The organism is Staphylococcus simulans, from assembly GCF_025561465.1.
Taxonomy (GTDB): Bacteria; Bacillota; Bacilli; order Staphylococcales; family Staphylococcaceae; genus Staphylococcus; species Staphylococcus simulans.
In genome coordinates, this window is record NZ_CP095100.1 from 1,609,700 (window position 1) to 1,636,209 (window position 26,510).

23 protein-coding genes are annotated in these 26,510 nt (G+C 36.0%); 1 reads left to right on the plus strand and 22 read right to left on the minus strand.

Annotated features, from left to right (window positions below):
* Positions 1-62 precede the first annotated feature (62 nt).
* The 9 genes from hfq to mutS all read right to left on the minus strand — a co-directional run bounded on the left by hfq (position 63) and on the right by mutS (position 11,908).
* Positions 63-275 (minus strand): RNA chaperone Hfq, encoded by a 213-nt coding sequence (gene hfq / locus MUA87_RS07540; protein ID WP_244968292.1) that lies wholly within the window; start codon positions 273-275, stop codon positions 63-65.
* A complete protein-coding gene (miaA, locus tag MUA87_RS07545; RefSeq protein WP_262550414.1) occupies positions 272-1,234 on the minus strand; it encodes a tRNA (adenosine(37)-N6)-dimethylallyltransferase MiaA in 963 nt (320 codons plus the stop codon). The genes hfq and miaA overlap by 4 nt, the downstream gene beginning before the upstream one ends.
* Position 1,235: 1 nt before the next feature.
* The gene (locus tag MUA87_RS07550; RefSeq protein WP_002480756.1) at positions 1,236-2,171 is read right to left on the minus strand and encodes an alpha/beta hydrolase; all 936 of its coding nucleotides are present in this window, start codon (positions 2,169-2,171) and stop codon (positions 1,236-1,238) included.
* Between the two features lie 199 nt (positions 2,172-2,370).
* Positions 2,371-4,038 carry a glycerol-3-phosphate dehydrogenase/oxidase gene (locus MUA87_RS07555; RefSeq protein WP_103364089.1) on the minus strand — a complete coding sequence of 556 codons (1,668 nt, stop codon included), beginning with the start codon at positions 4,036-4,038 and terminating at the stop codon, positions 2,371-2,373.
* A 190-nt stretch (positions 4,039-4,228) separates the two neighbouring features.
* On the minus strand, positions 4,229-5,728 hold the full coding sequence (glpK, locus tag MUA87_RS07560) for a glycerol kinase GlpK (RefSeq protein WP_105978070.1): 1,500 nt from the start codon (positions 5,726-5,728) through the stop codon (positions 4,229-4,231).
* An 86-nt stretch (positions 5,729-5,814) separates the two neighbouring features.
* Positions 5,815-6,630: an MIP/aquaporin family protein gene (locus MUA87_RS07565; RefSeq protein WP_002480753.1), complete on the minus strand. Its 816-nt coding sequence runs from the start codon at positions 6,628-6,630 to the stop codon at positions 5,815-5,817.
* A 165-nt stretch (positions 6,631-6,795) separates the two neighbouring features.
* On the minus strand, positions 6,796-7,329 hold the full coding sequence (locus tag MUA87_RS07570; protein WP_002480752.1) for a glycerol-3-phosphate responsive antiterminator: 534 nt from the start codon (positions 7,327-7,329) through the stop codon (positions 6,796-6,798).
* A gap of 13 nt (positions 7,330-7,342) precedes the next feature.
* Positions 7,343-9,292 carry a DNA mismatch repair endonuclease MutL gene (gene mutL / locus MUA87_RS07575; RefSeq protein WP_262550416.1) on the minus strand — a complete coding sequence of 650 codons (1,950 nt, stop codon included), beginning with the start codon at positions 9,290-9,292 and terminating at the stop codon, positions 7,343-7,345.
* A 12-nt stretch (positions 9,293-9,304) separates the two neighbouring features.
* Positions 9,305-11,908 carry a DNA mismatch repair protein MutS gene (mutS, locus tag MUA87_RS07580; RefSeq protein ID WP_262550418.1) on the minus strand — a complete coding sequence of 868 codons (2,604 nt, stop codon included), beginning with the start codon at positions 11,906-11,908 and terminating at the stop codon, positions 9,305-9,307.
* Positions 11,909-12,184: 276 nt separating this feature from the next.
* Between mutS and MUA87_RS07585 the strand changes: the two genes are divergently transcribed.
* Positions 12,185-13,132 carry a glycerophosphodiester phosphodiesterase gene (locus MUA87_RS07585; RefSeq protein ID WP_262550419.1) on the plus strand — a complete coding sequence of 316 codons (948 nt, stop codon included), beginning with the start codon at positions 12,185-12,187 and terminating at the stop codon, positions 13,130-13,132.
* Positions 13,133-13,287: 155 nt separating this feature from the next.
* Here the strand turns inward: MUA87_RS07585 and thiW are convergent, their stop codons facing one another.
* From thiW to MUA87_RS07650, 13 genes are all read right to left on the minus strand, one after another.
* Complete coding sequence (gene thiW / locus MUA87_RS07590) at positions 13,288-13,785, minus strand: energy coupling factor transporter S component ThiW (RefSeq protein WP_002480748.1); 498 nt, start codon at positions 13,783-13,785, stop codon at positions 13,288-13,290.
* A 33-nt stretch (positions 13,786-13,818) separates the two neighbouring features.
* Positions 13,819-14,175 (minus strand): YlbF/YmcA family competence regulator, encoded by a 357-nt coding sequence (locus MUA87_RS07595; protein ID WP_002480747.1) that lies wholly within the window; start codon positions 14,173-14,175, stop codon positions 13,819-13,821.
* Entirely contained in the window at positions 14,175-15,716 is a 1,542-nt protein-coding gene (miaB, locus tag MUA87_RS07600) for a tRNA (N6-isopentenyl adenosine(37)-C2)-methylthiotransferase MiaB (protein WP_262550421.1), read from the minus strand. Before miaB ends, MUA87_RS07595 begins: the two co-directional genes overlap by 1 nt.
* A 122-nt stretch (positions 15,717-15,838) precedes the next feature.
* Entirely contained in the window at positions 15,839-16,738 is a 900-nt protein-coding gene (gene opp4C / locus MUA87_RS07605; protein ID WP_262550422.1) for an oligopeptide ABC transporter permease, read from the minus strand.
* 12 nt (positions 16,739-16,750) lie between these two features.
* Positions 16,751-17,719, minus strand: a complete 969-nt coding sequence (gene opp4B, locus MUA87_RS07610) for an oligopeptide ABC transporter permease (RefSeq protein ID WP_262550424.1) — start codon at positions 17,717-17,719, stop codon at positions 16,751-16,753.
* Positions 17,716-18,702 (minus strand): ABC transporter ATP-binding protein, encoded by a 987-nt coding sequence (locus MUA87_RS07615; RefSeq protein ID WP_023015664.1) that lies wholly within the window; start codon positions 18,700-18,702, stop codon positions 17,716-17,718. Before MUA87_RS07615 ends, opp4B begins: the two co-directional genes overlap by 4 nt.
* A 12-nt stretch (positions 18,703-18,714) precedes the next feature.
* A complete protein-coding gene (locus tag MUA87_RS07620; protein ID WP_082709446.1) occupies positions 18,715-19,695 on the minus strand; it encodes an ABC transporter ATP-binding protein in 981 nt (326 codons plus the stop codon).
* A 64-nt stretch (positions 19,696-19,759) separates the two neighbouring features.
* On the minus strand, positions 19,760-21,481 hold the full coding sequence (opp4A, locus tag MUA87_RS07625; RefSeq protein ID WP_262550426.1) for an oligopeptide ABC transporter substrate-binding protein: 1,722 nt from the start codon (positions 21,479-21,481) through the stop codon (positions 19,760-19,762).
* Between the two features lie 171 nt (positions 21,482-21,652).
* Complete coding sequence (locus MUA87_RS07630) at positions 21,653-21,943, minus strand: thiamine-binding protein (RefSeq protein WP_002480740.1); 291 nt, start codon at positions 21,941-21,943, stop codon at positions 21,653-21,655.
* A gap of 88 nt (positions 21,944-22,031) precedes the next feature.
* Positions 22,032-22,550, minus strand: a complete 519-nt coding sequence (locus tag MUA87_RS07635; RefSeq protein WP_002480739.1) for a type II toxin-antitoxin system YoeB family toxin — start codon at positions 22,548-22,550, stop codon at positions 22,032-22,034.
* A 205-nt stretch (positions 22,551-22,755) separates the two neighbouring features.
* Positions 22,756-23,622 carry a 2-oxoacid:ferredoxin oxidoreductase subunit beta gene (locus MUA87_RS07640; RefSeq protein WP_002480738.1) on the minus strand — a complete coding sequence of 289 codons (867 nt, stop codon included), beginning with the start codon at positions 23,620-23,622 and terminating at the stop codon, positions 22,756-22,758.
* A complete protein-coding gene (locus MUA87_RS07645) occupies positions 23,609-25,384 on the minus strand; it encodes a 2-oxoacid:acceptor oxidoreductase subunit alpha (RefSeq protein WP_262550428.1) in 1,776 nt (591 codons plus the stop codon). The genes MUA87_RS07640 and MUA87_RS07645 overlap by 14 nt, the downstream gene beginning before the upstream one ends.
* Positions 25,385-25,498: 114 nt before the next feature.
* The gene (locus tag MUA87_RS07650; protein WP_023015669.1) at positions 25,499-26,296 is read right to left on the minus strand and encodes a TIGR00282 family metallophosphoesterase; all 798 of its coding nucleotides are present in this window, start codon (positions 26,294-26,296) and stop codon (positions 25,499-25,501) included.
* Positions 26,297-26,510 lie beyond the last annotated feature (214 nt).

A 26,510-nucleotide genomic window follows, 5' to 3' on the forward strand; every position in this document is an offset into this window, starting at 1 on the left:
TCTAACCGTTACATGATGTTTTTTCCTGATGATTGGGTTTTAGAATTAAACAAACGAACAAATTACTCAACCACTGATGGTTCTTGTGTGAATGTGCTGATCGCATGTTTGTAAATTAAATGATTTTTGCCTTGTGAGAATAAGTTCACAACGGTGTCATCGAATTCTACAATTGTTCCTTTCATTTGGAAACCGTTTAATAAGAAAACAGTTAACTCCTCTTTGCTGTCTTTAAAACCTTGTAGAAAATTCTCTTGGATGCTTTTATCATTCATGATTGCATTCTCTCCTTTTTTTTATTTATGTGGGCAGTAATGTCATCTAGAATCAATGGAAGTGGCTGTTGCTCTCTATCAAACCATTGCACATTCATTTTATTTTTGAACCAAGTCATTTGACGTTTTGCGTAATTTCTTGAGTGTTGTTTTAACTTGTCAACTGCTTGTTCAATCGAAATGTCTTGATCAATAGCAGGAATCAACTCTTTATATCCTATTGCTTGCATGCTCTGACAATTTGTAAAACCCTGTCTCAGCAGTTGCTCTACTTCATTAATTAAACCCGCTTTCATCATATGATCAACACGATTGTTTATTCGTTGATACATAGTTTCACGCGACGTTTCTACCCCTATTAATAATGTATCATAATTTTCTGTATATTGTTGAACTTTTTTGCGATTACTTAATTTTTTTTTCGTTTTTAAGTAATATTCAACCGCTCTCAACACTCTTTTACGGTTATTCGGGTGAATATCCGCTGCAGACTCCGCATCAAAGCTTGCGAGATATTGATGTAACGCTTCATTAGACAAGCTTTCTAATTCCTCCAGCTTTTCACGTACAGCACGTGCTGTTTCTTCAGAAACTTCTTCTTTATCAAATGGATAGTTATAAATTAATGATTGAATATAAAGACCCGTACCTCCAGCGATAATTGGAACTTTACCGCGCGCTGTGATGTCTTTAATTAATGCTTCAGCACGAACTTTGAAGTCATATGCTGAAAATGATTCATCTGGATTTAAAATATCAATAAGATAATGAGGGATATTTTGCATCTCTTCAGGCGTAGCTTTAGCTGTCCCAATGTCCATGCCTTTATAAACCTGCATTGAATCACCGCTGATAATTTCACCATCAACTTTTTTCGCAATTTCAATGCTTAATTCAGTTTTCCCTACCGCTGTTGGTCCTACAATGACAACGAGTAAGGGCTTTATATTGTTGCTCATATTAATCCCCCTGCTTATATTTGTTAAGGATATTTTTCTTAATCCAGTCATACATGTTATTCCATGTTTGATGATAGTCTTCTTCAAACAGAATTTCATGTCGCTTATTACGATAAAGTTGTACCGTAATGTGTTTTACACCATTTTTCTTCATTGCCACACCCAGTCTGCGAATACCTTTGCCATAGTCTCCAAATGCATCATCTTTACCAGAAATTAATAAGACTGGTAAATCTGCATTCATCTTTTTGATTTCTTTTGGTGTGCTGGTTTTCATCATTTCATTCAGCGTTTCATAAATAATCTGATTTGAGACTAAGAATCCGCAATACTGATCAGAACAATATCTATCAACTTCCTCTCTTTGTGTTGATAACCAATCATTCTCAGTTTGCACGTTTTGAATTCCTCGATTGAATGGTCTGAAAGCTAGACGGTTGACCCATCTGAGTCTTCTGCGTTTGCCAAATACAATCGTGATTATTTTCATTAACGATGCCAAAATTTTCCCTTTTAATTTTGGGAACAATCCTGTACCTGTCAAAATCAAACCTTGCGACATATCAGGATACATTTCAACATATTTACGTGCAATAATCGATCCCATTGAATGGCCGAGCACAATATAAGGCAGTTCATCTCTTTCTGGATATAACGTTTGCGCAATTTCATAAGCATCCGCCGCAACATTTTCAATACTGTCATAATGCCCTCTTGTGCTTTCGTCTATATCCTTACCATGACCTCGATGATTGTGACGAATCACATCATAGCCTTGTTGGTTGAGCGATTCGACAAATGTATCATAACGTCCCATATGTTCAGCCATACCATGAAAAATATGTACAATACCAATTCGTGTTTTATTCGCTTTATCTAATTTAACTTCAATATTTGTACCATCTTCAACTGTTACCTTAAATGTGTTAGGACACATTGACTACACTCCCGTCTAACTTTTTATTATTCTAAGATGCCTTCACTAGATGTCTTACCCTTCTATTATAAAACAGACCCCAAATTCTTGAAATAGGCTTTCATTTACCTAAATAGTAAAAAAACTGCACTCTTTAATAATAGGATAACAAAAATGAGCTGGAACTTCGTCCCAACTCATTTTGATACTCTATTTTGCTTTATTCAGCAGGTTGATTATTCGCAGTTCTTGCTTCATTAATCGCTTCTTCTAATTCTTCTGTATACAATGAACGTTGAATTTCGTCATAGTTTAATAGTTGTGCTAATACATCTACAACCGCTTCTTTATATTTCAAGACATCTTCAATATCGAAGTACAACATACCTGTTCTGCGGATTAAGAAATCTGTTGGTTTATAAACCATTTCATTTTGAATACCATAAACCAATTCAGCATAGATTTCTAATGGCAATCCTGAGTTTTGATATTGTGCCGTATGCGCAATTTTATAGATTTCATCTGCGTTTGAACCATAACGTTGTGCAATATCTTCAGCAGTTTTTGCGTCAATTTGATATTTCTTTGCTTCAGCTACTTTTTCTTCTACAAAGTGATCGAAATTCGCACTGCCGCCGACATCTCCGCCTGAAATTGTCAGATGTTTTGTTTCGCATGGACCGAATTTCTTACCAAAGTCTTGTTGTAAACGTTTTGCTAATAAGTCCACAATGCCTTTTGCCATATGACGATAACCTGTTAATTTACCGCCCGCAATTGTTAATAGGCCAGATTTACCTTCCCAGATTTCATCTTTACGTGAAATTTCAGATGGGTCTTTACCTTCTTCTAAAATCAATGGTCTGATACCTGCCCAAGAAGATTCAATATCTTTATCTGTAATATCTAATCCTGGGAACATATAGTTCACTGCATCGACTAGGTAATCACGGTCTTCTTGTGTTGGTAGTGGTGACGCTTTGTCATTGTTATAGAATGTGTCAGTTGTGCCGATATACGCTTTACCTTCACGAGGAATCGCAAAAATCATTCTGCCATCTGATTTTGTATCGAAATAAACCGCTTGTTGTAATGGGAATTTAGATTGATCGATAACAATATGCACACCTTTAGTTAAGCGTAATTGTTTATTGTTTCTAGAATAATCAGCGCCTCTGACTTCATCTACCCATGGGCCACTGGCATTAATAACTTTTTTAGCGTGAATGGTATAAGCTTCATCCGTCAACATGTCAGTCACTTGAATGCCATTCACTTTTTCGTTGTCATTGTATGTGAAATTCATTGATTTCGTATAGTTAAGAATATCTGCACCTTTTTCCGCTGCACGTTTCATGACTTCAATTGTTAAACGCGCATCATCTGTACGATATTCAACATAGTAACCGCCGCCTTTTAGGCCTTTCTTTTTAACTAATGGTTCTTTTTCTAATGTTTCTTTTTTGTTCAACATTTTCTTGCGTTCTGATTTTTTAACCCCTGCTAAACGGTCATACATTGCTAAACCGATAGAAGTTGTAAATTTACCGAATGTACCGCCTTTATGCATCGGTAACAACATCCATTCCGGTGTTGTTACATGTGGACCATTTTCATAAACAATCGCACGTTCACGTCCAGTTTCTGCTACAACCCCGACTTGAAATTGTTTTAAGTAGCGTAAACCGCCATGAACTAATTTAGTAGAACGAGAACTTGTTCCTTGCGCAAAGTCTTGCATTTCTACTAATGCCACTTTCATACCGCGGTCTGCCGCATCTAACGCAATGCCGGCACCTGTAATACCGCCGCCGATGATAACGACATCATAGTCTTCCTCTTTCAATCTTCCTTTAATTACATCTCTGTTTAATGTTGATAAACTCATTGAACAACGCCTCCTAAAATATTCTGTTATGAATGCATGAGACAAGTCGAGATGCGAATTTAACGCAAAATAAATTAAAAAATGAGAGACCTATCCCATACATTAAAAATGGTGTGAACAGTTCTCTCATTCTCGAGTCATAGATATTAACTTGTCTTTAGTATAACATAGTTAGAAATCAGTCGTCTAATTAGTCGTCCAGCTTGAAGACTTGTGTTGCTTCTACAGCTTTTTTCCAACCTTTATATAATTTTTCTCTTTCTTTTTCATCCATTTCAGGTTCGAAAGCTTGATCTAATTTCCAACGGTTCGCAATTTCTGCTTTACTATCCCAGAAACCTACCGCAAGTCCTGCAAGATAAGCAGCACCTAACGCAGTCGTTTCATTGATTTCAGGACGTTCTACTGTAATGTTTTGAATATCTGCTTGGAACTGCATTAAGAAGTTGTTCTTAACAGCACCACCATCTACACGGATATTCTTCACTTCAATACCTGAGTCTTGAATCATCGCTTCAACCACATCACGTGTTTGGTAACAAATAGATTCTAACGTTGCTCTGATAAAGTGTTCTTTCTCAGTCGCACGTGTAATACCAAATACTGCACCACGCGCATTCGCATCCCAATATGGTGTACCAAGTCCAACAAACGCCGGTACCACATAAACACCATCACTTGATTCAATACGGTTTGCATAGTTTTCAGATTCAGGTGCTGAGTTAATCATACGTAAACCATCTCGCAACCATTGAATAGCTGAGCCAGAGACGAAAATAGAACCTTCTAATGCATAATTCACTTCGCCATCTAAGCCGAATGCGATTGTTGTTAATAAACCGTTATCCGATTGAATCGCTTCTTTACCAGTGTTCATTAACATGAATCCACCCGTACCATATGTGTTTTTCACTTCACCACGTTCGAAGCATGCTTGTCCGAATAAGGCTGCTTGCTGATCCCCTGCGATTCCCGCAATCGGTACTTCTTGTCCAAAGAAATGATAATCTTTTGTTTTCGCATAAACCTCACTTGATTCATGAACTTCCGGCAACATTTGTTTTGGAATGTCTAGAATTTCTAATAATTCATCATCCCATTTTAAGTCATGGATATTGTAAATTAATGTACGGCTGGCATTCGTATAATCCGTCACATGCGCAGCGCCCCCTGATAATTTCCAGACAATCCATGAATCTACTGTACCGAATAATAAATCACCGTTTTCAGCTTTTTCTCTTGCGCCTTCTACATTGTCTAAAATCCATTTGATTTTAGTACCAGAGAAATATGGATCAAGAACTAAACCTGTTTTCTCGCGGAAGGTATCTTCATAACCTTGATCACGTAATGATTGTACAATATCTTGTGTTTGACGAGATTGCCACACAATCGCATTATAAATCGGACGACCAGTATGTTTATCCCAAATGATAGTTGTTTCCCTTTGGTTTGTAATACCGATACCGCTGATTTGATGCGGATAAATATTATCGTCATTCAACACTGTCGCAATGACAGACAACACGGATGTCCAAATTTCATTCGCATCATGTTCAACCCAACCTAAATGTGGGAAATGTTGTGTGAATTCACGTTGTGCTGTTGAGACAATTTCTCCTTCTTTATTGAATAATATTGCACGTGTACTTGTAGTACCTTGGTCTATTGACATAATATATCTTTCCATAGTAAGCCACTCCTTAACCCTGATTTTAACATGTTATTAATGTTTTAACTGTTCCCCCGAATTATCTAAGCCTGCAAACACTTTGATTAGTAAATCGTACCAATGTCTTTCTTATCGATTTTATTTAACACAACACCTAAAATTAAAGTTGCTGCAGTTAATAAAATCGCCACAACAGATAATGCATCAAATGTTTCTTTATAAGCTGCGCGGTAAATACAAGCACCTAACATACCGCCTGCAATTGGACCTAGCACAGGCACAATCGCATAAGACCAATTTGAATTACCTTTACCTGCAATCGGTAATAATGCGTGCGCAATACGCGGACCTAAATCACGCGCTGGATTAATCGCATAACCTGTCGGGCCACCTAAACTTAAACCAATTGCCACAATCAAACCACCGACAATAATCGGATTTAAGCCTTCAGTGAACTTATTAATACCAATAAATAATAAGCCTAATGTTAATGCTGCTGTACCGATAATTTCACTGAAAAAGTTGGCATAGTAATTTTTGATACCTGGTGCTGTACAAAACACTGCTAATTTTGCACCTTGATCTTCAGTCACTTTCCAGTGCGGTAAATACATTAACCAAACTAAAAAGCCTCCGACAATACCGCCGAGCATTTGACAGATGATATAACCTGGCACTTTGTACCATTCAATACCGCCATCCATCGCAAAAGCAACTGTCACAGCTGGATTTAAATGTGCACCTGAAAAAGTTCCGACTGCATAAACACCTAGTGTTACCGCAAGCCCCCAACCAAGCGAAATATTAATCCAATCACTGCCTAAACCTTTTGATTTTGCTAAGTTCAAATTGGCAACCACGCCGCCCCCAAATAAAATCAGAATGGCTGTCCCTAGAAATTCCGCAAAATATGGACTCATCTTAATTCACTCCTTAAAAAAGACAAAAAGACTCCTACATAATTGAATACAATGTAGAAGTCTCCTATCTCTATCAATATTTATATTAACTTATTAACAGAATATCTTTTTATGAAAGCGTTGTCAATAATTATTCACAATTTCACAAAATTACGTTCCAAAAATTTACCATAATGTTTTATTGCTCGTTGTAACATATTCCGCACCACTTGTTACGGCTTCTTGTACTTCTTCTTCTAAATCAATCAGCCCACCAGCAATCACAGGTGTCTTTGTTTCATCATAGATTTTCTGTATTACCTTGCTTGCAACTCCAGGTAATACTTCCACAAAATCTGGCTTTACTTGTTGGATTAAAGCAATACTTCGTTTAAGCGCATGACTATCAATAATAAAGACACGTAAAATTGTCGTTACTTTTAATGTCTTTGCTTTTTTAATCACTTTAGGTTTCGTCGACACAATGCCTTTCGGCTTGAATTTTTGAATCAAATATTCACAACCGAACTCATCGTGCGCAATACCCCTTGTTAAATCCACATGAATATACATTTCCATGCTATGTTGTTTCAATAAATCAGTAATACTTTGTAAATGACCAATATGCGCATCTAATAACACGCAAGTAGGATAATCCGTTTTCACCAATTTTTCTAAATCGCGCATTTCACGGATTGCAGGTAAAATGTGTGGTTTCAAGCTCATATCTCCTTTACTGGATACGTTTGAATAAACGCTCCATTTCATAATTTGAAAAACTGATGATAATCGGACGACCATGCGGACAAGTAAATGGATCTTCCATTTCTCTCAACTGATCAATTAAGTCCGCCATTTCATGATTTCGTAAATAATGATTGGCTTTAATAGATTTTTTACAGCTCATCATGATGGCCGCTTCTTCTCTAATCTTCTTAATCTCTACTTTTTTATGTTCTAGCACATACTCTACCATATCTTGAATAATCTCTTCTGCCTCTGCTTTAGGGAACCAGACAGGATAACTATTCACGATATAGTCATGCGCACCGAACGGTTCTAAATGTACCCCTACTTTATCTAATTCATCCTTGAACTCATCAATAATCATTTGTTCATCTTTTGAAAAATGGAACGTTAACGGTATTAATAAATTCTGAACTTCATTCGTTACTTCTCCAATTTTCTCACGGAAATACTCATATTTAATGCGTTCTTGTGCTGCATGCTGGTCAATCATAAACATGCCAGTCTCATTTTGCGCAATAATATATGTTCCGTGAACTTGGCCAACTACTTCCATATATGGCACACGATGTTTAGGTTGCGCATTTTGTGTTTCACGAACATCTGGCGTTGGTTGCGCATCATACGCTGCTTCTTCTGGTGTATGTGTTGTAGCTTCATTTTCATTTAATAATACATCGTCATTATCAGATTGATTATCTTTTTCTTCTAAATCAGACAACATTGCTTTTTGCATCTCTTGATACGCTTGATAATCTGAAGCTGATGTATTCTTTTCAGAGACCTGTTCATTGGAAATTTCTGGCTCTGATTCAGTAGTAGGCAAATCATTCGAAGTTTGAGTAGATTGTTGCTGGTTTCTTTTTTCAAAATCTAATTTCTGTTGTTCAAATGATTCCAACACTTTGTTCTTTTTATACAATTTATTTTCATCATTATGTGGAATTAAGATTTTATCTTTAAACGCATCTCTAATTTTTTCTACAATTAAATCATATAATTGTTCTTCTTTAGAAAGTCTGACTTCTAATTTTGTAGGATGCACATTGACGTCTACTAAAATTGGATCCATTTCAATATTGATATAACAAATAGGATAACGGCCGATTGTCAGCAACGTATGATATCCTTCTAAAATGGCTTTATTTAAAATGAAATTCTTAATATAACGTCCATTGATAAAAATAGAAATATAGTGACGGTTACTACGTGAATGTTCTGGTTTAGCGACATAACCTTCTAGGTGGTAATCACTCGTATCACCTGTAATATGTACTAAATCTTTAGCCACTTTCATACCGTATATTTCTGCCATCACTTCATTCGTACGCCCAGAACCATTTGTTTTAATCAGCACTTTGCCATCTGAAACTAAAGTGAAACGCACATCTGGATGACTCATGGCCATACGGTTGACGATATCTGTAATCTTGCCTAATTCTGTATACAAGCTCTTCACATATTTCAAACGTGCTGGCGTATTATAAAACAAGGATTCTACTAAAATATCTGTCCCTTGTTTCGCTTTCGCCGGCTTTTGGTTTAAAATTGCACCATCTTCTGCATAAATTTCATGACCATTTTGTCCGTCTGTACATGTTTTTAATGTCACTTTTGCTACAGAAGAAATACTGGCCAAGGCTTCACCACGAAAGCCTAATGTTCTTATATGGAATAAGTCGTTATCTTCACTTAACTTACTCGTCGCATGACGATGAAAGACTAACTTCAAGTCATCTTCCTCTATACCTGTTCCATTATCTACAACACGAATAGATTCAATGCCAGACTGTTTAACTTCTATATTAATTTCACTTGCTTGTGCATCAAGGGCATTTTCGAGTAATTCTTTGACGACTGATCCAGGACGTTCTACGACCTCACCCGCCGCAATTTTATTAGCGAGTGAAGTTTGTAATTCTTTAATTTTGCCCATGATTCGTCACCTCTATTTTAATTGATTTTGTAATTCGTTTAATTTAATCAATGCTTCAAGCGGTGTCATATTAGAAATATTAAGTTGTTTCAATTCCGCTTCTATCGCACTTTCTTTCGGCGCACTATCAAATAAGTCAAAGGTACCTTGGAAGAACTCTGCTTCATTTCCTTTAGACTGTTTTGTTTCTTCTGTGCTTTCAGCCACCTGCATTTCTGATGTTTCATTCGTCGGAATATGCGGCTGTGGTTTATCTTTTGCTTCAAAGGCATCTAAAATCACTTGTGCACGGTCAATCACTTCATCAGGTAAGTCTGCTAATTTCGCAACTTGAATACCATAACTGTCATCTACTGCACCCTCTTTGACTTTATGCAGGAAAATCAATTCGCCTTGATATTCATTTGCTGCGACATGTACATTTTTAAGACATGGTAACGATTGATCTAATGTTGTCAGCTCGTGGTAATGAGTAGAGAATAAAGTCTTCGCATGAGACGTTTGTGCTACATATTCAATCATGGCTTGAGCTAATGCTAAACCATCAAATGTAGAAGTACCTCGACCGATTTCATCGAAGATAATCAAGCTGTCTTCAGTGGCATAAGTTAAGGCTTTTTGTGCTTCTAACATTTCTACCATGAACGTACTTTTACCTGAAACTAAATCATCCGCTGCACCGATACGCGTAAAGATTTGGTCAAAAATCGGTAAGACCGCTTCACCACATGGAACATATGCCCCCATTTGCGCCATAATACTGATAATCGCAATTTGACGCATGTATGTTGATTTACCTGACATATTCGGTCCAGTAATTAAGTAAATAAATTGTTCATCATCTAAGTAACAATCATTAGGTACATAATCATTATAATCCATCACACGTTCTACCACTGGATGGCGTGAATCAATTAAGTTCAATGTTTTATCTTCACTGAACTCAGGTCTAACGTAATTATATTTTTGCGCAATTTCCGCAAAACTTTGAAGACAGTCAATTTCTGAAATTAATTTCGCTTGTTTTTGAAGACGTTCAGTATAAGTTTTAACCGCTTCTCTCAATTTCACAAATAACTGGTACTCTAATTCAACCGCTTTATCTTCTGCGCCTAAAATCAAATCTTCTTTTTCTTTTAATTCGTCAGTAATAAAACGTTCCGCATTCGATAAAGTTTGTTTACGTGTATAGCCATAATCAGCAGGTTCAAAGTCTTTTAGATTCGCACGCGTAATTTCGATAAAGTAACCGAATACTTTGTTGAAGCTGATTTTTAATGAGCGGATGCCAGTACGTTCTCGTTCTTTTGCTTGAAGTTGCGCAAGCCATTGTTTCCCATTAATTGACGCTTCTAAATATTCATCAAGCTGTTCATTGAAGCCTTGTTTAAATAAACCACCATCTTTTACAGAAATCGGAGGTTCTTCCACGATACTTTGTTCTAATAAATCGAGTAAATCATCTAAAGGTTCTAGCTGTCTGAATTGTTCTGGCAGCTGTTGGTCAAATTCATCAAGTAAAGCTTTGATATTCGGAATTTCAGATATTGAGTGCTTCAATTGGATTAAATCACGTGCATTGACGTTACCATAACTGACACGTCCTACAAGGCGTTCAATATCATAGACTTGGTTTAAGTAATTACGGAGTGTATCACGTTCGATGAAGCGGTCTATCAATTGAGACACTGCATCTAAACGTTCATTAATAGCCTGTTTATAAATTAATGGACGATCTATCCATTGTTTTAAACGACGTGCTCCCATCGGAGTTTTCGTTTCATCCATCAACCATAATAAAGTACCTTTTTTAGACTTCAAACGGATACTTTCTGTTAACTCTAAATTACGTTTCGCATAATAATCCATTTTCATAAAGTCTACTGCTTCGTACACTTTGACATCTTCAATATGATCTAAGTTTCGTTTTTGTGTGTGATGAATGTAATCTAATAAGACTTGTACAGCACGATGCATCAAGTCATCTTCTACTTGATTCACTGGATAGTCTTGATTCGTGATATCATCTACAACAGTCAACGTTTCAGTCGCAAGCGACATTTGTTGTTTTAAGTTTTCTTCTACTGTTTCTGCTGTCACAATTTCATTTGGATTAATCGTTGTGATTTCATTCAGCAACATACTTTCATCTTTAAAGTGTGTCACTTTTAATTCACCCGTAGAAACATCGCAATAACTTAACGCAATGTTACCATTTTCTCTGACGAAGCTTAAAATATAGTTGTTTTGTTTCTCATCAACACCGCCCTGGTTCATAATCGTACCAGGTGTAACGACGCGGATGACTTCACGGCGTACCATGCCTTTTGTGACCTTCGGATCTTCCATTTGTTCACAAATAGCCACTTTATAGCCGTTATCAATTAAAGTTTCGATATAGCTTTCTGCTGAATGATACGGCACCCCGCACATGGGTATCGGATTTTCTTTTTTCGCATCACGCTTCGTCAACGTGATTTCTAACACTTTCGATGCGACTTTAGCATCTTCATAAAACATTTCATAAAAATCGCCTAGTCTGAAAAACAGTAAGCAGTCTTGATATTGTGATTTAATTTTTAAATATTGCTGCATCATCGGCGTTACATTTGTCATGATTTTCAATCATTCCTTCTAATTTTAGGTTTAATCATTATAAGTGATTGTATAGGAAATTCATATTCTTTTCACTTGTCTTAACTCATCTATTTTAACAAATTATGTTCTCACAAACGAGTATCGTCTTTACACTGTAATTTTAATCTAATTTTAAAAACAATAATAAATCATAAAACCATAGTTAACTTTTATAAACTTATAGTAAATATGTGCAATTCTCCTTAAATCTTAAGCTATCATGAAAATATCTTAAACAAAGGAACATGAATACATATGAAAATTAAATCAACTATTTTTTCTACTCTCATGATTTCTACTGCACTTCTCGCAACTTCCCAAGCTTCTTATGCGAACACTGACACTATCGGTCCAGCTTCAAATGCGCATAATCAGTCTACAAAAAACATGTCGAATCATCCGCATAACATCTTAAATCAAAATGTTTCAATCGCACATCGTGGCGCGAGTGGTTATGCACCTGAACATACTTTCTTCGCATATGACAAAGCGAAACATGAACTTAACGCAGACTACATCGAATTAGATTTACAGATGACCAAAGACGGCAATCTTATCGCGATGCATGATGAAACGGTAGATCGTACAACTGGTGGAAAATTCCAAGGTCCCGTCAAAAATTATACGACAGAACAACTGAAACAAATGGATGTCGGTACTTGGTTTAACGTTGAAAATCCACAATATGCGAAACCTGAATATGAAGGCGCAAAAATTCCGACGCTTGACGAGATTTTAAATCGTTATGGTCAAGATACTAATTATTATATCGAGACAAAGTCACCAGATGTGTATCCAGGTATGGAAGAAAAATTACTTCAAACACTGAATCAACATGGCTTATTAACTCCTGCAAAACTAAAAATCGGACAAGTTGTGATTCAAAGCTTCTCACAAGAAAGTTTACTGAAGATGCAACGCTTAAATAGCCATATTCCGCTTATTCAACTAACAGATGTTGGTCAATTATCCGCTTATACTGATCAACAACTAGACTTTATTTCATCTTATGCACAAGGTGTCGGCCCTGAGTATCATGATGCGACACCACAAAATGTCGACAAAGCACATCGTCACGACTTACTTGTTCATCCATATACAGTAAATACACAACCAGAGATGCAAGCATTGCTGAATGCAGGTGTAGATGGTGCATTTTCAAACTATATTGATCAGTATATCCAGTTACGTGATCAAAAATAGTACTAATTGACCACATATAGTTATTTCATGTATGAGCTTCTAACAGCTTACTAGTATTTTCATTCTATAACTAAAACAATATTTAGTTATAAAAACCAGAAGATATAACAATGACCCCATTCACTTCATTTAAGAAACGAATGGGGTCTTATTTATTAATCTTTAGGCAACCAACGAGAGAGTTTGCCTTTTTTAAATAATATCATTAATACAACATAGCTGATGAAAGCACCGACAGCACTTGAAGTTATAAAGGCTGCCATTAAAGGTTTAATCGCAAAATGTTGTAAACCGAGTACGAATGCTAATGGAATACACATAAAACTTCCGATTAATCCTGTACCGATGACTTCACCGATAGCTGCCATAAATAAATGTTTACGGTAGCGGTAAAGTGCACTTGCCAACAATACACCAATCATACTGCCAGGAAACGCAAAAGCTGATCCTGTGCCGAACATCATTCTAATTACAGAAGATAGAAAGGCTTGTGCCAATCCAAACCACGGTCCTACAAATACAGCACATAGCACATTAATCATATGCTGAATCGGTGCTGCTTTAATCGGTCCAATAGGGATAACAATCAAACTGCTTAAAACCACATTAATGGCGATAAACATTGAAGTCAGTGTAAGCTTTCTTACATTCACAATAAAAAACGCCCTTTCACTTATAATTTAAAGTTACTGCTTGTGGTGCGCTGCATTTAACTGATCAGCCATCGTATTAATCATCATCTGCAATAAATCATTCGCATCTGCTTGGGCATCACGAAACTCTGTCACAATCGGCAACGCATTGATTTTTTGTTGAATCTCCGCAATCTCTGCTTCACTACGCTTGAAAGCTTCCATTTTGCCATAGTTCTGCAAATTGACTGATTGCTTTTGTCGTTGTTTCAAATCAGCCATCCACGCATCGATATGATGATTACGATGTATTTGTTGTTCAACTTTTTGATATTCTTTAACGGTTTCTAAAGCTTTTATTTGATCACTGAGTGCTTGTGCCTTAGCGATAATCTCTGCTTTATCGTACATTATGCTTCAACCGCTTCAGCTTCCACAATATTTAAGAATGTACCGTTTAAAGAATATTGTTTAGCTTCATCAATTTTCACTTTTACTAATTGACCAATTGCTTCGTTAGGTCCTCTGAAATTGACAAGTTTGTTTTTCTCAGTATAACCTGCTAAAACATTTTCATCTTTTTTACTGCTGCCTTCACATAATACAGTGACCACTTCACCTTCGTATGCTTTTAAGGCACGTTCTGAATAATAACCGACTTTTTTATTCAATCGTTGTAAACGTTCTTTCTTCACTTCAGTTGCCACGTTATCTTTCATACGTGCTGCTGGTGTACCATCACGTTGTGAATAAAGGTACGTATACGCATGTTCGAATTCAACTTCATCATATAGTGATAAAGTCTCTTCAAATTGTTCTTCAGTTTCATTTGGATAACCGACAATGATATCTGTTGTTAACGCAACATCTGGAATTGCTGCTTTGATACGATTTACTAAATCTAAATAACTTTCACGTGTATATTTGCGTCCCATAATTTTAAGTACGGCATCATTACCAGATTGTACCGGTAAATGAATATGTGGAACAATATTGCCGCCTTTGGCAATAACTTCAATCATGTGGTCTGTGAAGTCCCATGGATGACTTGTTGTGAAGCGAACACGTGGGATATCAATTTTAGCGATATCTTCAAATAAATCGCCTAAACCATATTCAATATCTTGTAAGTCCTTACCATATGAGTTAACATTTTGTCCTAATAATGTAATCTCTTTATAACCTTGACGTGCTAAATCACGGACTTCTTCAATAATGTCTTCTGGTCTACGGCTACGTTCTTTACCGCGTGTAAACGGAACAATACAATATGTACAGAACTTATCACAACCGTACATAATATTGACCCAAGCTTTGAAATAATCATCACGTACTTTAGGCAAGTTTTCAATAACATCGCCTTCTTTTGACCATACATCAATGACCATTGCTTTAGATAAATAAGCTTCTTCTAAAATTTCAGGCAACTTATGAATATTATGCGTACCGAAAATCATGTCCACATTTTGGAATGATTTTAAGATTTTATTTACAACTGATTCTTCTTGTGACATACAACCGCAAACGCCGATTAAGCAATCTGGACGATCACGTTTTAAATGTTTTAAATTACCGATTTCACTGAACACTTTATTCTCCGCATTCTCACGGATTGCACAAGTATTCAGTAAAATAACATCCGCTTTCAACATGTCGTCTGCTAGCGTATAACCAAGTGCCTCAAAAATACCTGCCATTACTTCTGTGTCATGTGCGTTCATTTGACAACCGTATGTTTTAATAAAGAACGTACGGCCTTTACCCATATCTTTAAACTTTTCATCTATTTGGAAATCACGATTATATTTTACTTCTTCTTTACCGCGTTTTTTGGCTTCTTTTAAACTAGGAGGTTGATACACTGTTTCGAAGTACTGACTATAATCTTTTTCTTTTTTATTTCGTTGAGCAATGACGTCTAAAGAACCTGCTTTTCTTTGTTCTTCATTCACTTCGCAAAATCCTTTCTATATCCCCGATTTATCATTATTACATTATATATGGTTTATCATAAAAGTGCAAAATGATTCTTGTTCTCATAAGAAAAAGCCGGTCAATGTGACCGACTCTTTGATTAGTGTTTAGATTTAGGGTTCAAAGCATCTTTTAATCCTTCACCCACGAAGTTGATACATAAAATTGTAATCGTAATAATCATCGCTGGTGGCATCCAAATCCATGGTTTACTGCTTAATACATCCGCTTCTTGCGCATCCGATAACATATTCCCCCATGTCGGTGTTGTTTTCGCAATACCGAAACCAAGGAAACTTAAACCAGCTTCTGCCACGATTTGTACCGCAAATAATAATGTTGCTTGTACAATGATGACACTTAAAATATTTGGAAGTAAGTGTTTTAACATAATTTTATAAACAGGTGTTCCAATTGAAACAGCCGCTAAGAAATATTCATTTTCTTTTTCCTGCATGACTTTACCACGAGTTAATCTGGCAATCCCAACCCATGATAAAGTAATGATTACGGCAGCTAAAATAAATGCTGAGCCATATGGATTTTTGATTTTGTCACTGAATGTCGCATTTAATACGATTGCGAATGGAATGAATGGGAACAACATAACAAACTCAGTAAAACGCATAAAAATGGTATCTACTTTGCCGCCATAGTAACCTGAAATCATTCCGACAATCAAACCGATGATTAAAATTCCGGCAGTTGTCACAATCCCAAAGACCATAGAGACACGACCAGAATAAAGCAGACGACTTAAAATATCACGTCCACCGGCATCTGTGCCTAACCAGTGTTCTGGTGACATATCCCCCTTAATATAAACCAAATTTTGTAAGTTTGGATCGTACGGCGCAAGCAGTGGAGATAACATTGAAATCACAAATATCGCAATTAATGTAATCAGCGCTGTCATTGCTAATTTATTATGTGTGAAGTGAATCATGGCTGTTTTCAGCGGTGAATAACTTTCATGTTTCGTTTTTGATTTTTTAGACATGTTTTCTCCTCCTTAGTTGCTCTTAATTCTAGGGTCTACAATACTGTATGTGATATCGGATATTAAGTTCGCTAATAGTCCTAAAAATGCAAAGAATAAAAGTAATGCCATCATTAATGGATAGTCTTTACCACTGATTGCTTCAATTAATAATTTACCGATACCAGGATAAGAGAAAATCGTTTCAGTAATAACAGCCCCACCGAAGATAGATAACACATCTCCACCGAAGAATGTCACAATCGGAATGACTGAGTTTCTTAAAATATGTTTGTTGTAAATTTTGTTTTCTGAAATACCATTTGAACGTGCTGTTCTGACATAGTCTTTACGTGAATTTTCGATAATATCATTTCTTAAGAATTGTACGTAACCTGCTGTCGACATAATACCTAGAATCAATGCAGGCAATAAGGCATGATAAATTTTACTCATATAGTACGGGAATGTACCTTCTTCCAAACCAATCGTCACTGAGCCTTGGAATGGGAACCAGTTTAATTGGAAAGCAAATAAATAAATTGCGAACACACCCGCTACAAATGATGGTAACGCGAGTAAGAAATAGTTCGCGATTTGTATAGAATAATCTAAAGATGAGTACGGTTTCCGTCCTGAAATAATACCAAGCGGAAACGCTAAAATATAAGTAAATATCAAACTTAATGTACCTAGTGTAATTGTGTTTGGCATTCTTTCTTTAATTAAATCTAAAACTGGACGTTTGAATCGTACAGATTCACCTAAATCACCTTGAGCGATTTTTTCAGCCCATTTCATATATTGCACATGAATCGGCTGGTCATAGCCTAATTTTTTTCTTTGCTGTTCAATATATTTAGATGCTGAACTATCAGTTGACGTTACAGATCCTGTAAAAGCATCACCCGGCTGCATTTTCGCAATACCGAAGATAACGATTGAAATTAAGAATAATAACGGAATCATCAATAATAAACGACGAACAATTAACTGAATCATTTTTCCACCTCTTCCTCAATCAATAAGCATGCTGCGAAATGATTTTGACTGACTTCTTTATACTTTGGCTTAGTTGTTTTACACGCTTCTTGAGCAATCGGACAACGGGTATGGAATGGGCACCCTGTCGGTGGATTGGCAGGAGAAGGTAAATCACCTGTTAATAAAATACGTTCTTTTCTTTTTTCTGGATCAATTTCAGGAATAGCTGAAATCAAAGCTTGTGTGTACGGATGTTTAGGATTGTTATAAATTTCATCTGACGGACCTTGTTCTACAATGTGTCCGAGATACATAACTCCAATGTAATCACTCACATGCTTTACGACACTTAAGTCATGGGCGATGAATAAATAGCTGAGATTAAACTCTTCTTGCAAATCATCTAATAAGTTCAAAACTTGAGATTGTACAGAAACATCTAACGCACTGACAGGTTCATCTAAAATGATAAGTTTTGGTTTTAAAGCGAGTGCACGTGCAATACCGACCCTTTGTCTTTGCCCCCCTGAAAATTCATGCGCATATTTATAATAATCTTCTGTGTTTAGTCCTACTTTGACAAGCAGTGCTTTGACTTCTTTTTCGAGTTCTTCTTTAGATATTTTATGATAGTTTTTAATCGGTTCAGCGACGATATCGCCGACCATTTGAAGCGGGTTTAATGATGCATAAGGATCTTGAAAAACCATTTGAAAACCTTGTCTCGCTTCTCTCAACTTTCTACCTTGAATCTTTGTGATATCCTCGCCATCGAATAAAACAGTACCATCTGTCGGTGTCTGTAATCTTAAAATGCTGCGTCCTGCTGACGATTTACCACAGCCTGATTCACCAACAAGCCCCATTGTTTCTCCTTCATTAATTTTAAAACTGATACCGTCTACTGCTTTAACTTGACCGATTGTTCTACGAAAAAATCCACCTTTAATTGGATAATATTGCTTAAGATTGTTTACTTCTAAGATTGTCTTTTTATCCATATCGTTCCTCCATTATTGCTCGTCATATAAATGACAAGCGACTTTATGTTTTGCGTCAATCGATTTTAAAGCGACGTTTTCAGTTTTACAGATATCCATAACATGCGGACATCTATTTGCGAATTTACATCCTACTTTCGGCATATTTACAAGTGAAGGGACACTACCTTCAATGACTTCTAATTTTTCAACATCACTGTCTAATTTAGGTATCGATCTGATTAAAGCTTGTGTATAAGGATGTTTCGGAGATTTGAAAATTTCATTAGTCGTGCCAGTTTCAATAATATTACCAGCATACATTACGGCAACGCGGTCACAGAGTTCTGAGATAACAGCTAAGTCATGCGAAATGAAGATGATAGACATATTCGTTTCTTTTCTGATTTTACGTAACAACTCTAAAATTTGGGCTTGTACTGTAACGTCTAAGGCAGTGGTAGGCTCATCAGCGATTAACAAATCAGGACTACAAGAAATAGCTAATGCGATCATGACACGCTGTCTCATCCCCCCTGATAATTGATGCGGATAGTTATCAATGACTTCTGCGGCACGCGGAATACCTACTTGGTTCAGCAAATCAATCGCTTTGGCTCTCGCTTCTGATTTATTCAATTTCAAATGCAGCATGATTTTTTCAGTAAGCTGATTACCAATTGTAAATACTGGATTTAAAGCTGTCATCGGTTCTTGGAAAATCATTGAGAGTTCTTTACCTCTTAGTTGGTTATAGTCATTCTCACTGATGTTGTCGACACGCTTACCTTTAAAGACGATTTCTCCTTCTTCAATCTTGGCAATTTTTTCTGGTAATAACTGCATCACAGATAAACTTAATACAGATTTACCTGATCCTGATTCACCTACGATCCCAAGAATCTCCCCTTCTTCAACTGACAAATTAATATCATTAACTGCAGAATGCCATTCTTTCTTTATGTAAAAGCTGGTTTTTAATTGTGTTATTTCTAAAATATTCCTCGATGTCAATTTCAACACTCCCTTTTTTTGCTTAGAAAAAGCCTCGAAAATAATCGAGGCTTTTCATGCAAAATTATTTTTCTACAGTCCATTCATTTGCAGGGTTAGAACCTTTGAATGAAACTTCAAAGTTTTTAACTTTATTGCTAACTAAAGTAATATCTTCAAGTTCTACAAGAGGGATAACTGGAACATCTTTATTCCAAAGTTTTTGCCATTTCAAGTAGATATCTTTACGTTTTTCTTTGTCGTTTCCTACAACATCAAAATCAGTAGCTTCTGCTAATAATTTATCTGATTCTGGGTTGTTGTAACGTGATTCATTCCATAATGCATTTGATTTATATAAACCTGATGGATCTGGGTCAGCCCCTTGTTGCCATCCTCTGAAATAAACTTCAACGCTACCGTCTGATTTTTCTAAATCTGCATTATATTTACTGAATTCAACCATGCTGACTTTAGTTTTCAAACCAACTTTTTCCCAATAACCTTTAAGTGCTGCAGTTCTTGGTTCAAATGTTGGGTTTGTACCTGCATAGTGTTTCAAGCTGATTTCGAATTTTTTACCTTTAGGGTCTTCTCTGAAACCATCGCCGTCTCTATCTTTATATCCTGCTTCATCTAATAATTTTTTCGCTTTTTTAACATTGTAGCTATAGTCTTCTAAGCCTTTATTACCTTGAGATACCCAGTGACTTGTTGGAATTAATGAGTTCGTTGGTTTAGCGTAACCATACATGAATGCTTTAATCCATTCATCTTTATTGATCGCATAATCCATTGCTTTTCTTAAACGTACATCTTGGTATTTAGGAAGTGGTTCTCCGACTTTCATTGCTTTTTTATCATATTTGTTTAATACAAATCCGATAATTTGGTATTGTGTTGATGGTGCTGTTAATATTTTAATGTTGTCTGCTTTAGAGTCTTTGACTTGTTTCGCCATTGGTGGTGTACCTTGACCTACCATGTCGATGTCGCCGTTTTGAAGAGCTTTAACCATCGCATTTTGGTCTACAACTTTATAGTTGATTTTGTCTAGTTTTGGTTCACCTTTCCAGTAATCTTTGTTTTTCTCAAATTGTACTGATTCGCCATCTACGATTTTTTTAACTTTGAATGGTCCATAACCGATTGGGTGTTTACGAACAGCGTCTGATTTCGCCATATCTTTAACTGGAATATCTTTAAAGATTTTTTCACTCAATAAATCGCCAGCATAAATTTTCAATAAGTTATTAACTTTTTTCTCTTTGAATGTGATTTCTACATTGTAGTCATCAATTTTTTTGATACCTGAAATTGTATCCGCTTGACCTTCTTTTTTCGCTTGTGCCCCTTCGATACAATCTACGTTGTCATAACGTGGACCATCGTAGTCAGGATTTGCTAATGTTTCTAATGTGAAAATCCAGTCATTGATTGTTAATGGATTACCATCTTGCCATTTCACACCTTTTTTCAATGTGAATTTATATTTCTTAGCAGGTTCGATTTCTTTCCATGACACTAAGTTTGGTTCTAATTGTAAATGATCATCCATTTTGAATAATCCATCACTGAATAATCCGATAACACCTGAATCAGTGACTGATGCTGCATAAATACCAGAGAAGTTACCTTCTGGTGGTGCACCTGTACCAATATTTAATGTACCGCCTTTTTTGTCACTCTTGCCCGTACTGCTTGAACCCTTAGTATTATCAGAATCCGACTTTTTGCTGCCGCATGCTGATAGTACTAATAACAGTGATAGTAAAACTATCGCTAACTTAAACCATCGTTTCTTCATATAATTCCTCCTCTTGCTGTTATCTCTATGCCGCTTATATGAAATTATTATATTAATATTCAGACTATTGTGTCAATGACGCTTCTATTTTTTATTATTTTTATAATTAGGTTGTTTGATAAAACAAAAAAGCACTCCTGTAATTAGGAATGCTTTAGCAAATAATATTTATTAATCATATTTTGCGGTCAAATCTTCCATTGTAATACCAGTCGGTACATAATAGAACTTCACTTGACTGATGACACTTGGTACTTCTAGTTCGACCATTCTGTCATTAATATTTTGAATTAAAATCAAACACTCGCTCATTGTGCCTTGAACGGTTGTTTCTAATGGCGATACTCTAAATTTTAATCCAGATTGTTCAATAATAGAAATCGCTTCATCAACATATGGAATAACGTCTTCACCATTGGGGGTTTTAGGTAATACTTGAATACTCATCAATGTATCTTGCATCTTTCAAACCTCTTTTCACTATTTCATTAACTTTACTGTATCAAAATTTATATTTTCTATCGAATATTCTATCTTAGTTTTATGGAAATCATACAGTGTGGTAATAACAGCTGATAATAATGAGGCGATGATCAATTTCTTTATAGACTAGGCGGTGGATTTCATCAAGTTTCAAAACTTTAAAACCACCTTCACTGATTCGTCTAACATATAGAGGCACAGGATGATTATCTTCATCAAAAGGAATTTCACCTTTAATTTGTCTGATTGCTCGATTAAAATGTTTGATTAATTCTCCATTTAAACTTTTGAAATGGGTATGATCATTATTTGCTGTTTCCGTAAAATCGATTAATAAATGATCGTCTACTAACACTTTTACGAGATGTCCATTGATATAATCTCTAATACAGTGTGCTAAATGTTTTCGATTGGCTTCGTTTTTTAATAAATAAATGCGTGCATCATACCCTTGTGGTGTTTCATTTTCAATTATATGTTCATTTGAAGGATCTACTTGCTGTCCTTCTAAGTAATTATGTGCAATTTTATTTAATAAGTGCTCTTGTGTCATAGGAGTTTCATTTCCGTTTATCTCTTTCTTCATTTTGTACACCTCTTAAATGCGACTTATTTAAACATTACCCTGATTAAGCGGTATGCCAAACTTTTATTTTAAACTTTAGTCAATCTCAATTTAATGGATATACAAAATAATCATATAAATATATTTTCAGAATCATAAATAAGCCTTCATACCCTTACAATAACTTATACCCGTTATTTGAAGAATATGAAGGCTATTTTGTATTTTAAATAAATTGTTTTGTTAGTTCATCAAATTGTGATTGGTCAATGTTGATATCTTGTTTAGCTAAAGCTTCTCCGCTCATCACTTCTAATTGTGATTCATAAGAAGGTGTTTCTTTATCTTGATATACAATACCTGTCAGCAATGATTCATGATTGATAACTGCTTGTGTTGCTTTACCTTTATCTGATGGATCATAATCTTCTAATTCATCAACAGATACAAGATTTTCTTTAAACCAATCATACGTATTTACTTTATTATAAGTCACACATGGTGAGAAAACGTTCACAAATGAGAAACCATCATGGTTGATTGCTTCTTCAATTAAAGCAGTCAATCCTTTGATGTCACTTGAGAAACCTTGTCCTACAAATGTTGCACCTGATGATAATGCTAATTCTAACGGTGCGACGTTTTGTTCAATGTTGCCTTTTGGTGTAGTTTTTGTCACAAAGCCAGGTGCTGATGATGGTGATGTTTGTCCTTTAGTTAAACCATAAATTTGGTTATCCATAACGATGTACGTAATGTTCATGTTACGACGTAATGCATGAATGGTATGACCCATACCAATCGCATAACCATCTCCGTCACCGCCTGAACAAATCACTGTTAAATCTTTATTGGCCATTTTAACACCTTGCGCAATCGGTAAAGCACGACCGTGAATCGCGTGCATACCATATGAGTTAACATAGCCTGATAAACGACCTGAACAACCGATACCTGTAATTAATGCTACTTCTTCTGGTTCTAAGCCTACATTTGCAGCTGCTTTTTGAATCGCTGCTTGGACTGAGAAGTCACCGCAACCTGGACACCAGTTAGGCTTAACGTTATTTCTAAAATCTTTAAATGTTGCCACCTGTAACCACTCCTTCAGTTTCTTTGGCAATTTCTAAACCTTTTTCTTCAATTTCATGTGGTAAGAATGGTGTACCATCATACTTCGTTTGATTGATTAATTTTTGATGGACGTTCACATTCATTTTTAATATATTCGCAAGTTGTCCTTGATAGTTATGCTCAACAACAACTACTTTTTTCGCTTTATCTACCGCTTCTTGCACAATTTGTGTAGGGAACGGATGCAATTGTTTAATTTGTAAATGATTGACTTTAATACCTTCATCTTCAAGACGTGCTTTACCTTCTTGAATTGCACCTTTTGTTGAAATGAAACCAATATATAAGATATCCGCTTCATCATACGGTTGATCATCAATCACAGGTTCATTGATTAATAACTTTTCTGTTTTACGCATACGTTTGTCCATTTGTTCTTGACGGTTTTGTGCAGACTCGCTAGGTTTACCTTCTGGACTGTGTTCTACACCTGTCACATGATGAATACCGCCTTTAACACCTGGAATTGGTCGTGGTGATACACCGCTTGCTGTTAATGCATAACGTTTGAAGTAAGATTTATCATCTTCATCTCTTTCAATATCACTTTGCAGCAACTCGCCACGTTTAATTTCTACACGACTGAAATCTAATTGTTCAACAGTTTGTTTACCTAATGCTAATTGTAAATCACTTAAGATAATGACTGGGCATTGGTATTCTTCAGCTAAGTTGAAAGCTTCAACTGTTAAATAGAACGAATCTTCAGCATCTGTCGGTGCTACGACAATTTTAGGAATATCGCCATGCGTACCATAAATCATCTGCATTAAGTCAGATTGTTCTTCTTTTGTCGGTAAGCCTGTTGATGGACCGCCACGTTGTGTATTCACAATCACTAACGGTGTTTCAGTCATACCTGATAACCCGATAGATTCCATCATTAACGACAAGCCAGGTCCTGCTGATGCTGTAAATGCACGGACACCTGCATAGTTTGCACCGATAGCCATTGTCGCAGCCGCAATTTCATCCTCAGTTTGGATAACTGCACCATTTACTTTTGGTAAGTTTTCAATCATATATTCCATGATTTCTGATGCTGGTGTAATCGGATAAGCAGCCATAAATTTAGAACCCGCTGAAATCGCACCTAAACCAATCGCATCGTTACCAATCATATATAAATGCGGCTCAGACTGGCTTGCTTCAAGGTGGTAGTCACCTTTTAAGTCTGTCATTTCTTCTTTCATAGCTTCATAGCCTGCATGCAACGCTTGAACGTTCATGTCTACAATATTTTCGCCTTTTTTACCGAATGTATTCGCAATTAAAGATTCGAAAGATTTGATATCTAAATCCATAATGGCACATGTTGCACCAATTGCGACCATGTTTTTCATTAATTTCGTACCTAACTCTTTTGCGATATCTGTAAAAGGCAGTACGATCAGTTGGGCTTTACAATTTTCAGGACAAGACGGTTTTGCTTTTGCATCTACAATAATTACGCTGTCATCACGCATTTCATGATGGTTTAATTCAATCGTTTCTTGATCAAATGCGATTAGAATATCTAAATCATCGCTGATCGCATGTACAGGTGTTGTTGATACCCTGATTTTATTATTGGTATGTCCGCCTTTAATACGGCTTGAGAAATGTCTGTATCCGTAGAGATAATACCCTTCACGGTTCATTGCTGTGGCAAAGATTTCTCCAGTCGATTCAATTCCTTCACCTTGTTGTCCGCCTACTTTCCAAGATACTTGTGATTTCATACCTAGCTTTGCCTCCTGTAATATAATTCATCTATCATCATAACAAAATAAACCACTGTATTACTATGATAACAGTGGTTTTAAGTGAAATTCATACTAACGGACGATACCCTATCAGACCATTTCGAATGGGTTATCTTCGTTAATTAAAATCCGTTCAATCTTTTTGGTTTTACCATTTTTATCTAAATCAATAACTACACCAGATAAAACTTCTCTTCCCTCGTCAGGTACAACATGACGTTGCGGTAAACTTGAGATAAAACGGTAAATGACTTCATCACGATTAATACCTAAAATACCATCATAGAAGCCAGTCATACCGACATCTGTAATGTAACCTGTACCTTGAGGTAAAATACGGTTATCTGAAGTTTGAATATGTGTATGCGTTCCAACTACAGCACTTGCGCGGCCATCTAAATACCATCCCATCGCATTTTTCTCTGATGTTGTTTCCGCATGAAAATCTACAAAAATATAAGGCGTTTCTTTTTGTGCTTCTTTTATCAAAGCATCTGCTTTTTTAAATGGATCATCAATATCTTGCATAAAAGCGCGTCCTTGCAAATTGATAACAGCAAGTTTTGTGTCATTAATTTGCATATAACGCATGCCGACACCTGGTGCTTCATCAGGGAAGTTCGCAGGTCTGACCATACGTTTCGCATCATCAATAAACTCATAAATCTGACGCTGACCATACGTATGATTGCCCATCGTCATAAAGTCTACGCCTTCACGTAATAATTGTTTATAAATTTTTTCAGTCAGTCCTTTGCCGTGTGCCGCATTTTCAGCGTTCACAATTGTCGCAGTCGGACGGTAATGTTGTTTCAATTTAGGAAGATACGTCGTGATTGCCTGACGTCCTACCTTACCTACGATATCGCCGATAAATAATATTCTCAACGTTCCTTCATCCTCTCATATTAGTTAGTTTAATGGAAAAAGCATCAATTGAAAAGTATCAATCGCGTTCTGAAATCAAAGATTCTTTTAAGTTTTAATAACTTCATCTTTAATTTTATGTAGAGCGGGTAAAAGTAATTAAGTCATTCATACATCACATTGTTGTATTTGTAAAAAATCTGTCAATTTTCGACTAGAAGTTTTACTTTTTCAG

Bases quoted from the DNA above. Each gene is read 5' to 3' on its own strand.
- hfq (WP_244968292.1), bottom strand. From the start codon at position 275: ATGAATGATAAAAGCATCCAAGAGAATTTTCTACAAGGTTTTAAAGAC.
- miaA (WP_262550414.1), bottom strand. From the start codon at position 1,234: ATGAGCAACAATATAAAGCCCTTACTCGTTGTCATTGTAGGACCAACA.
- MUA87_RS07550 (WP_002480756.1), bottom strand. From the start codon at position 2,171: ATGTGTCCTAACACATTTAAGGTAACAGTTGAAGATGGTACAAATATT.
- MUA87_RS07555 (WP_103364089.1), bottom strand. From the start codon at position 4,038: ATGAGTTTATCAACATTAAACAGAGATGTAATTAAAGGAAGATTGAAA.
- glpK (WP_105978070.1), bottom strand. From the start codon at position 5,728: ATGGAAAGATATATTATGTCAATAGACCAAGGTACTACAAGTACACGT.
- MUA87_RS07565 (WP_002480753.1), bottom strand. From the start codon at position 6,630: ATGAGTCCATATTTTGCGGAATTTCTAGGGACAGCCATTCTGATTTTA.
- mutL (WP_262550416.1), bottom strand. From the start codon at position 9,292: ATGGGCAAAATTAAAGAATTACAAACTTCACTCGCTAATAAAATTGCG.
- mutS (WP_262550418.1), bottom strand. From the start codon at position 11,908: ATGACAAATGTAACGCCGATGATGCAGCAATATTTAAAAATTAAATCA.
- MUA87_RS07585 (WP_262550419.1), top strand. From the start codon at position 12,185: ATGAAAATTAAATCAACTATTTTTTCTACTCTCATGATTTCTACTGCA.
- MUA87_RS07595 (WP_002480747.1), bottom strand. From the start codon at position 14,175: ATGTACGATAAAGCAGAGATTATCGCTAAGGCACAAGCACTCAGTGAT.
- opp4C (WP_262550422.1), bottom strand. From the start codon at position 16,738: ATGTCTAAAAAATCAAAAACGAAACATGAAAGTTATTCACCGCTGAAA.
- opp4B (WP_262550424.1), bottom strand. From the start codon at position 17,719: ATGATTCAGTTAATTGTTCGTCGTTTATTATTGATGATTCCGTTATTA.
- MUA87_RS07615 (WP_023015664.1), bottom strand. From the start codon at position 18,702: ATGGATAAAAAGACAATCTTAGAAGTAAACAATCTTAAGCAATATTAT.
- opp4A (WP_262550426.1), bottom strand. From the start codon at position 21,481: ATGAAGAAACGATGGTTTAAGTTAGCGATAGTTTTACTATCACTGTTA.
- MUA87_RS07630 (WP_002480740.1), bottom strand. From the start codon at position 21,943: ATGCAAGATACATTGATGAGTATTCAAGTATTACCTAAAACCCCCAAT.
- MUA87_RS07635 (WP_002480739.1), bottom strand. From the start codon at position 22,550: ATGAAGAAAGAGATAAACGGAAATGAAACTCCTATGACACAAGAGCAC.
- MUA87_RS07645 (WP_262550428.1), bottom strand. From the start codon at position 25,384: ATGAAATCACAAGTATCTTGGAAAGTAGGCGGACAACAAGGTGAAGGA.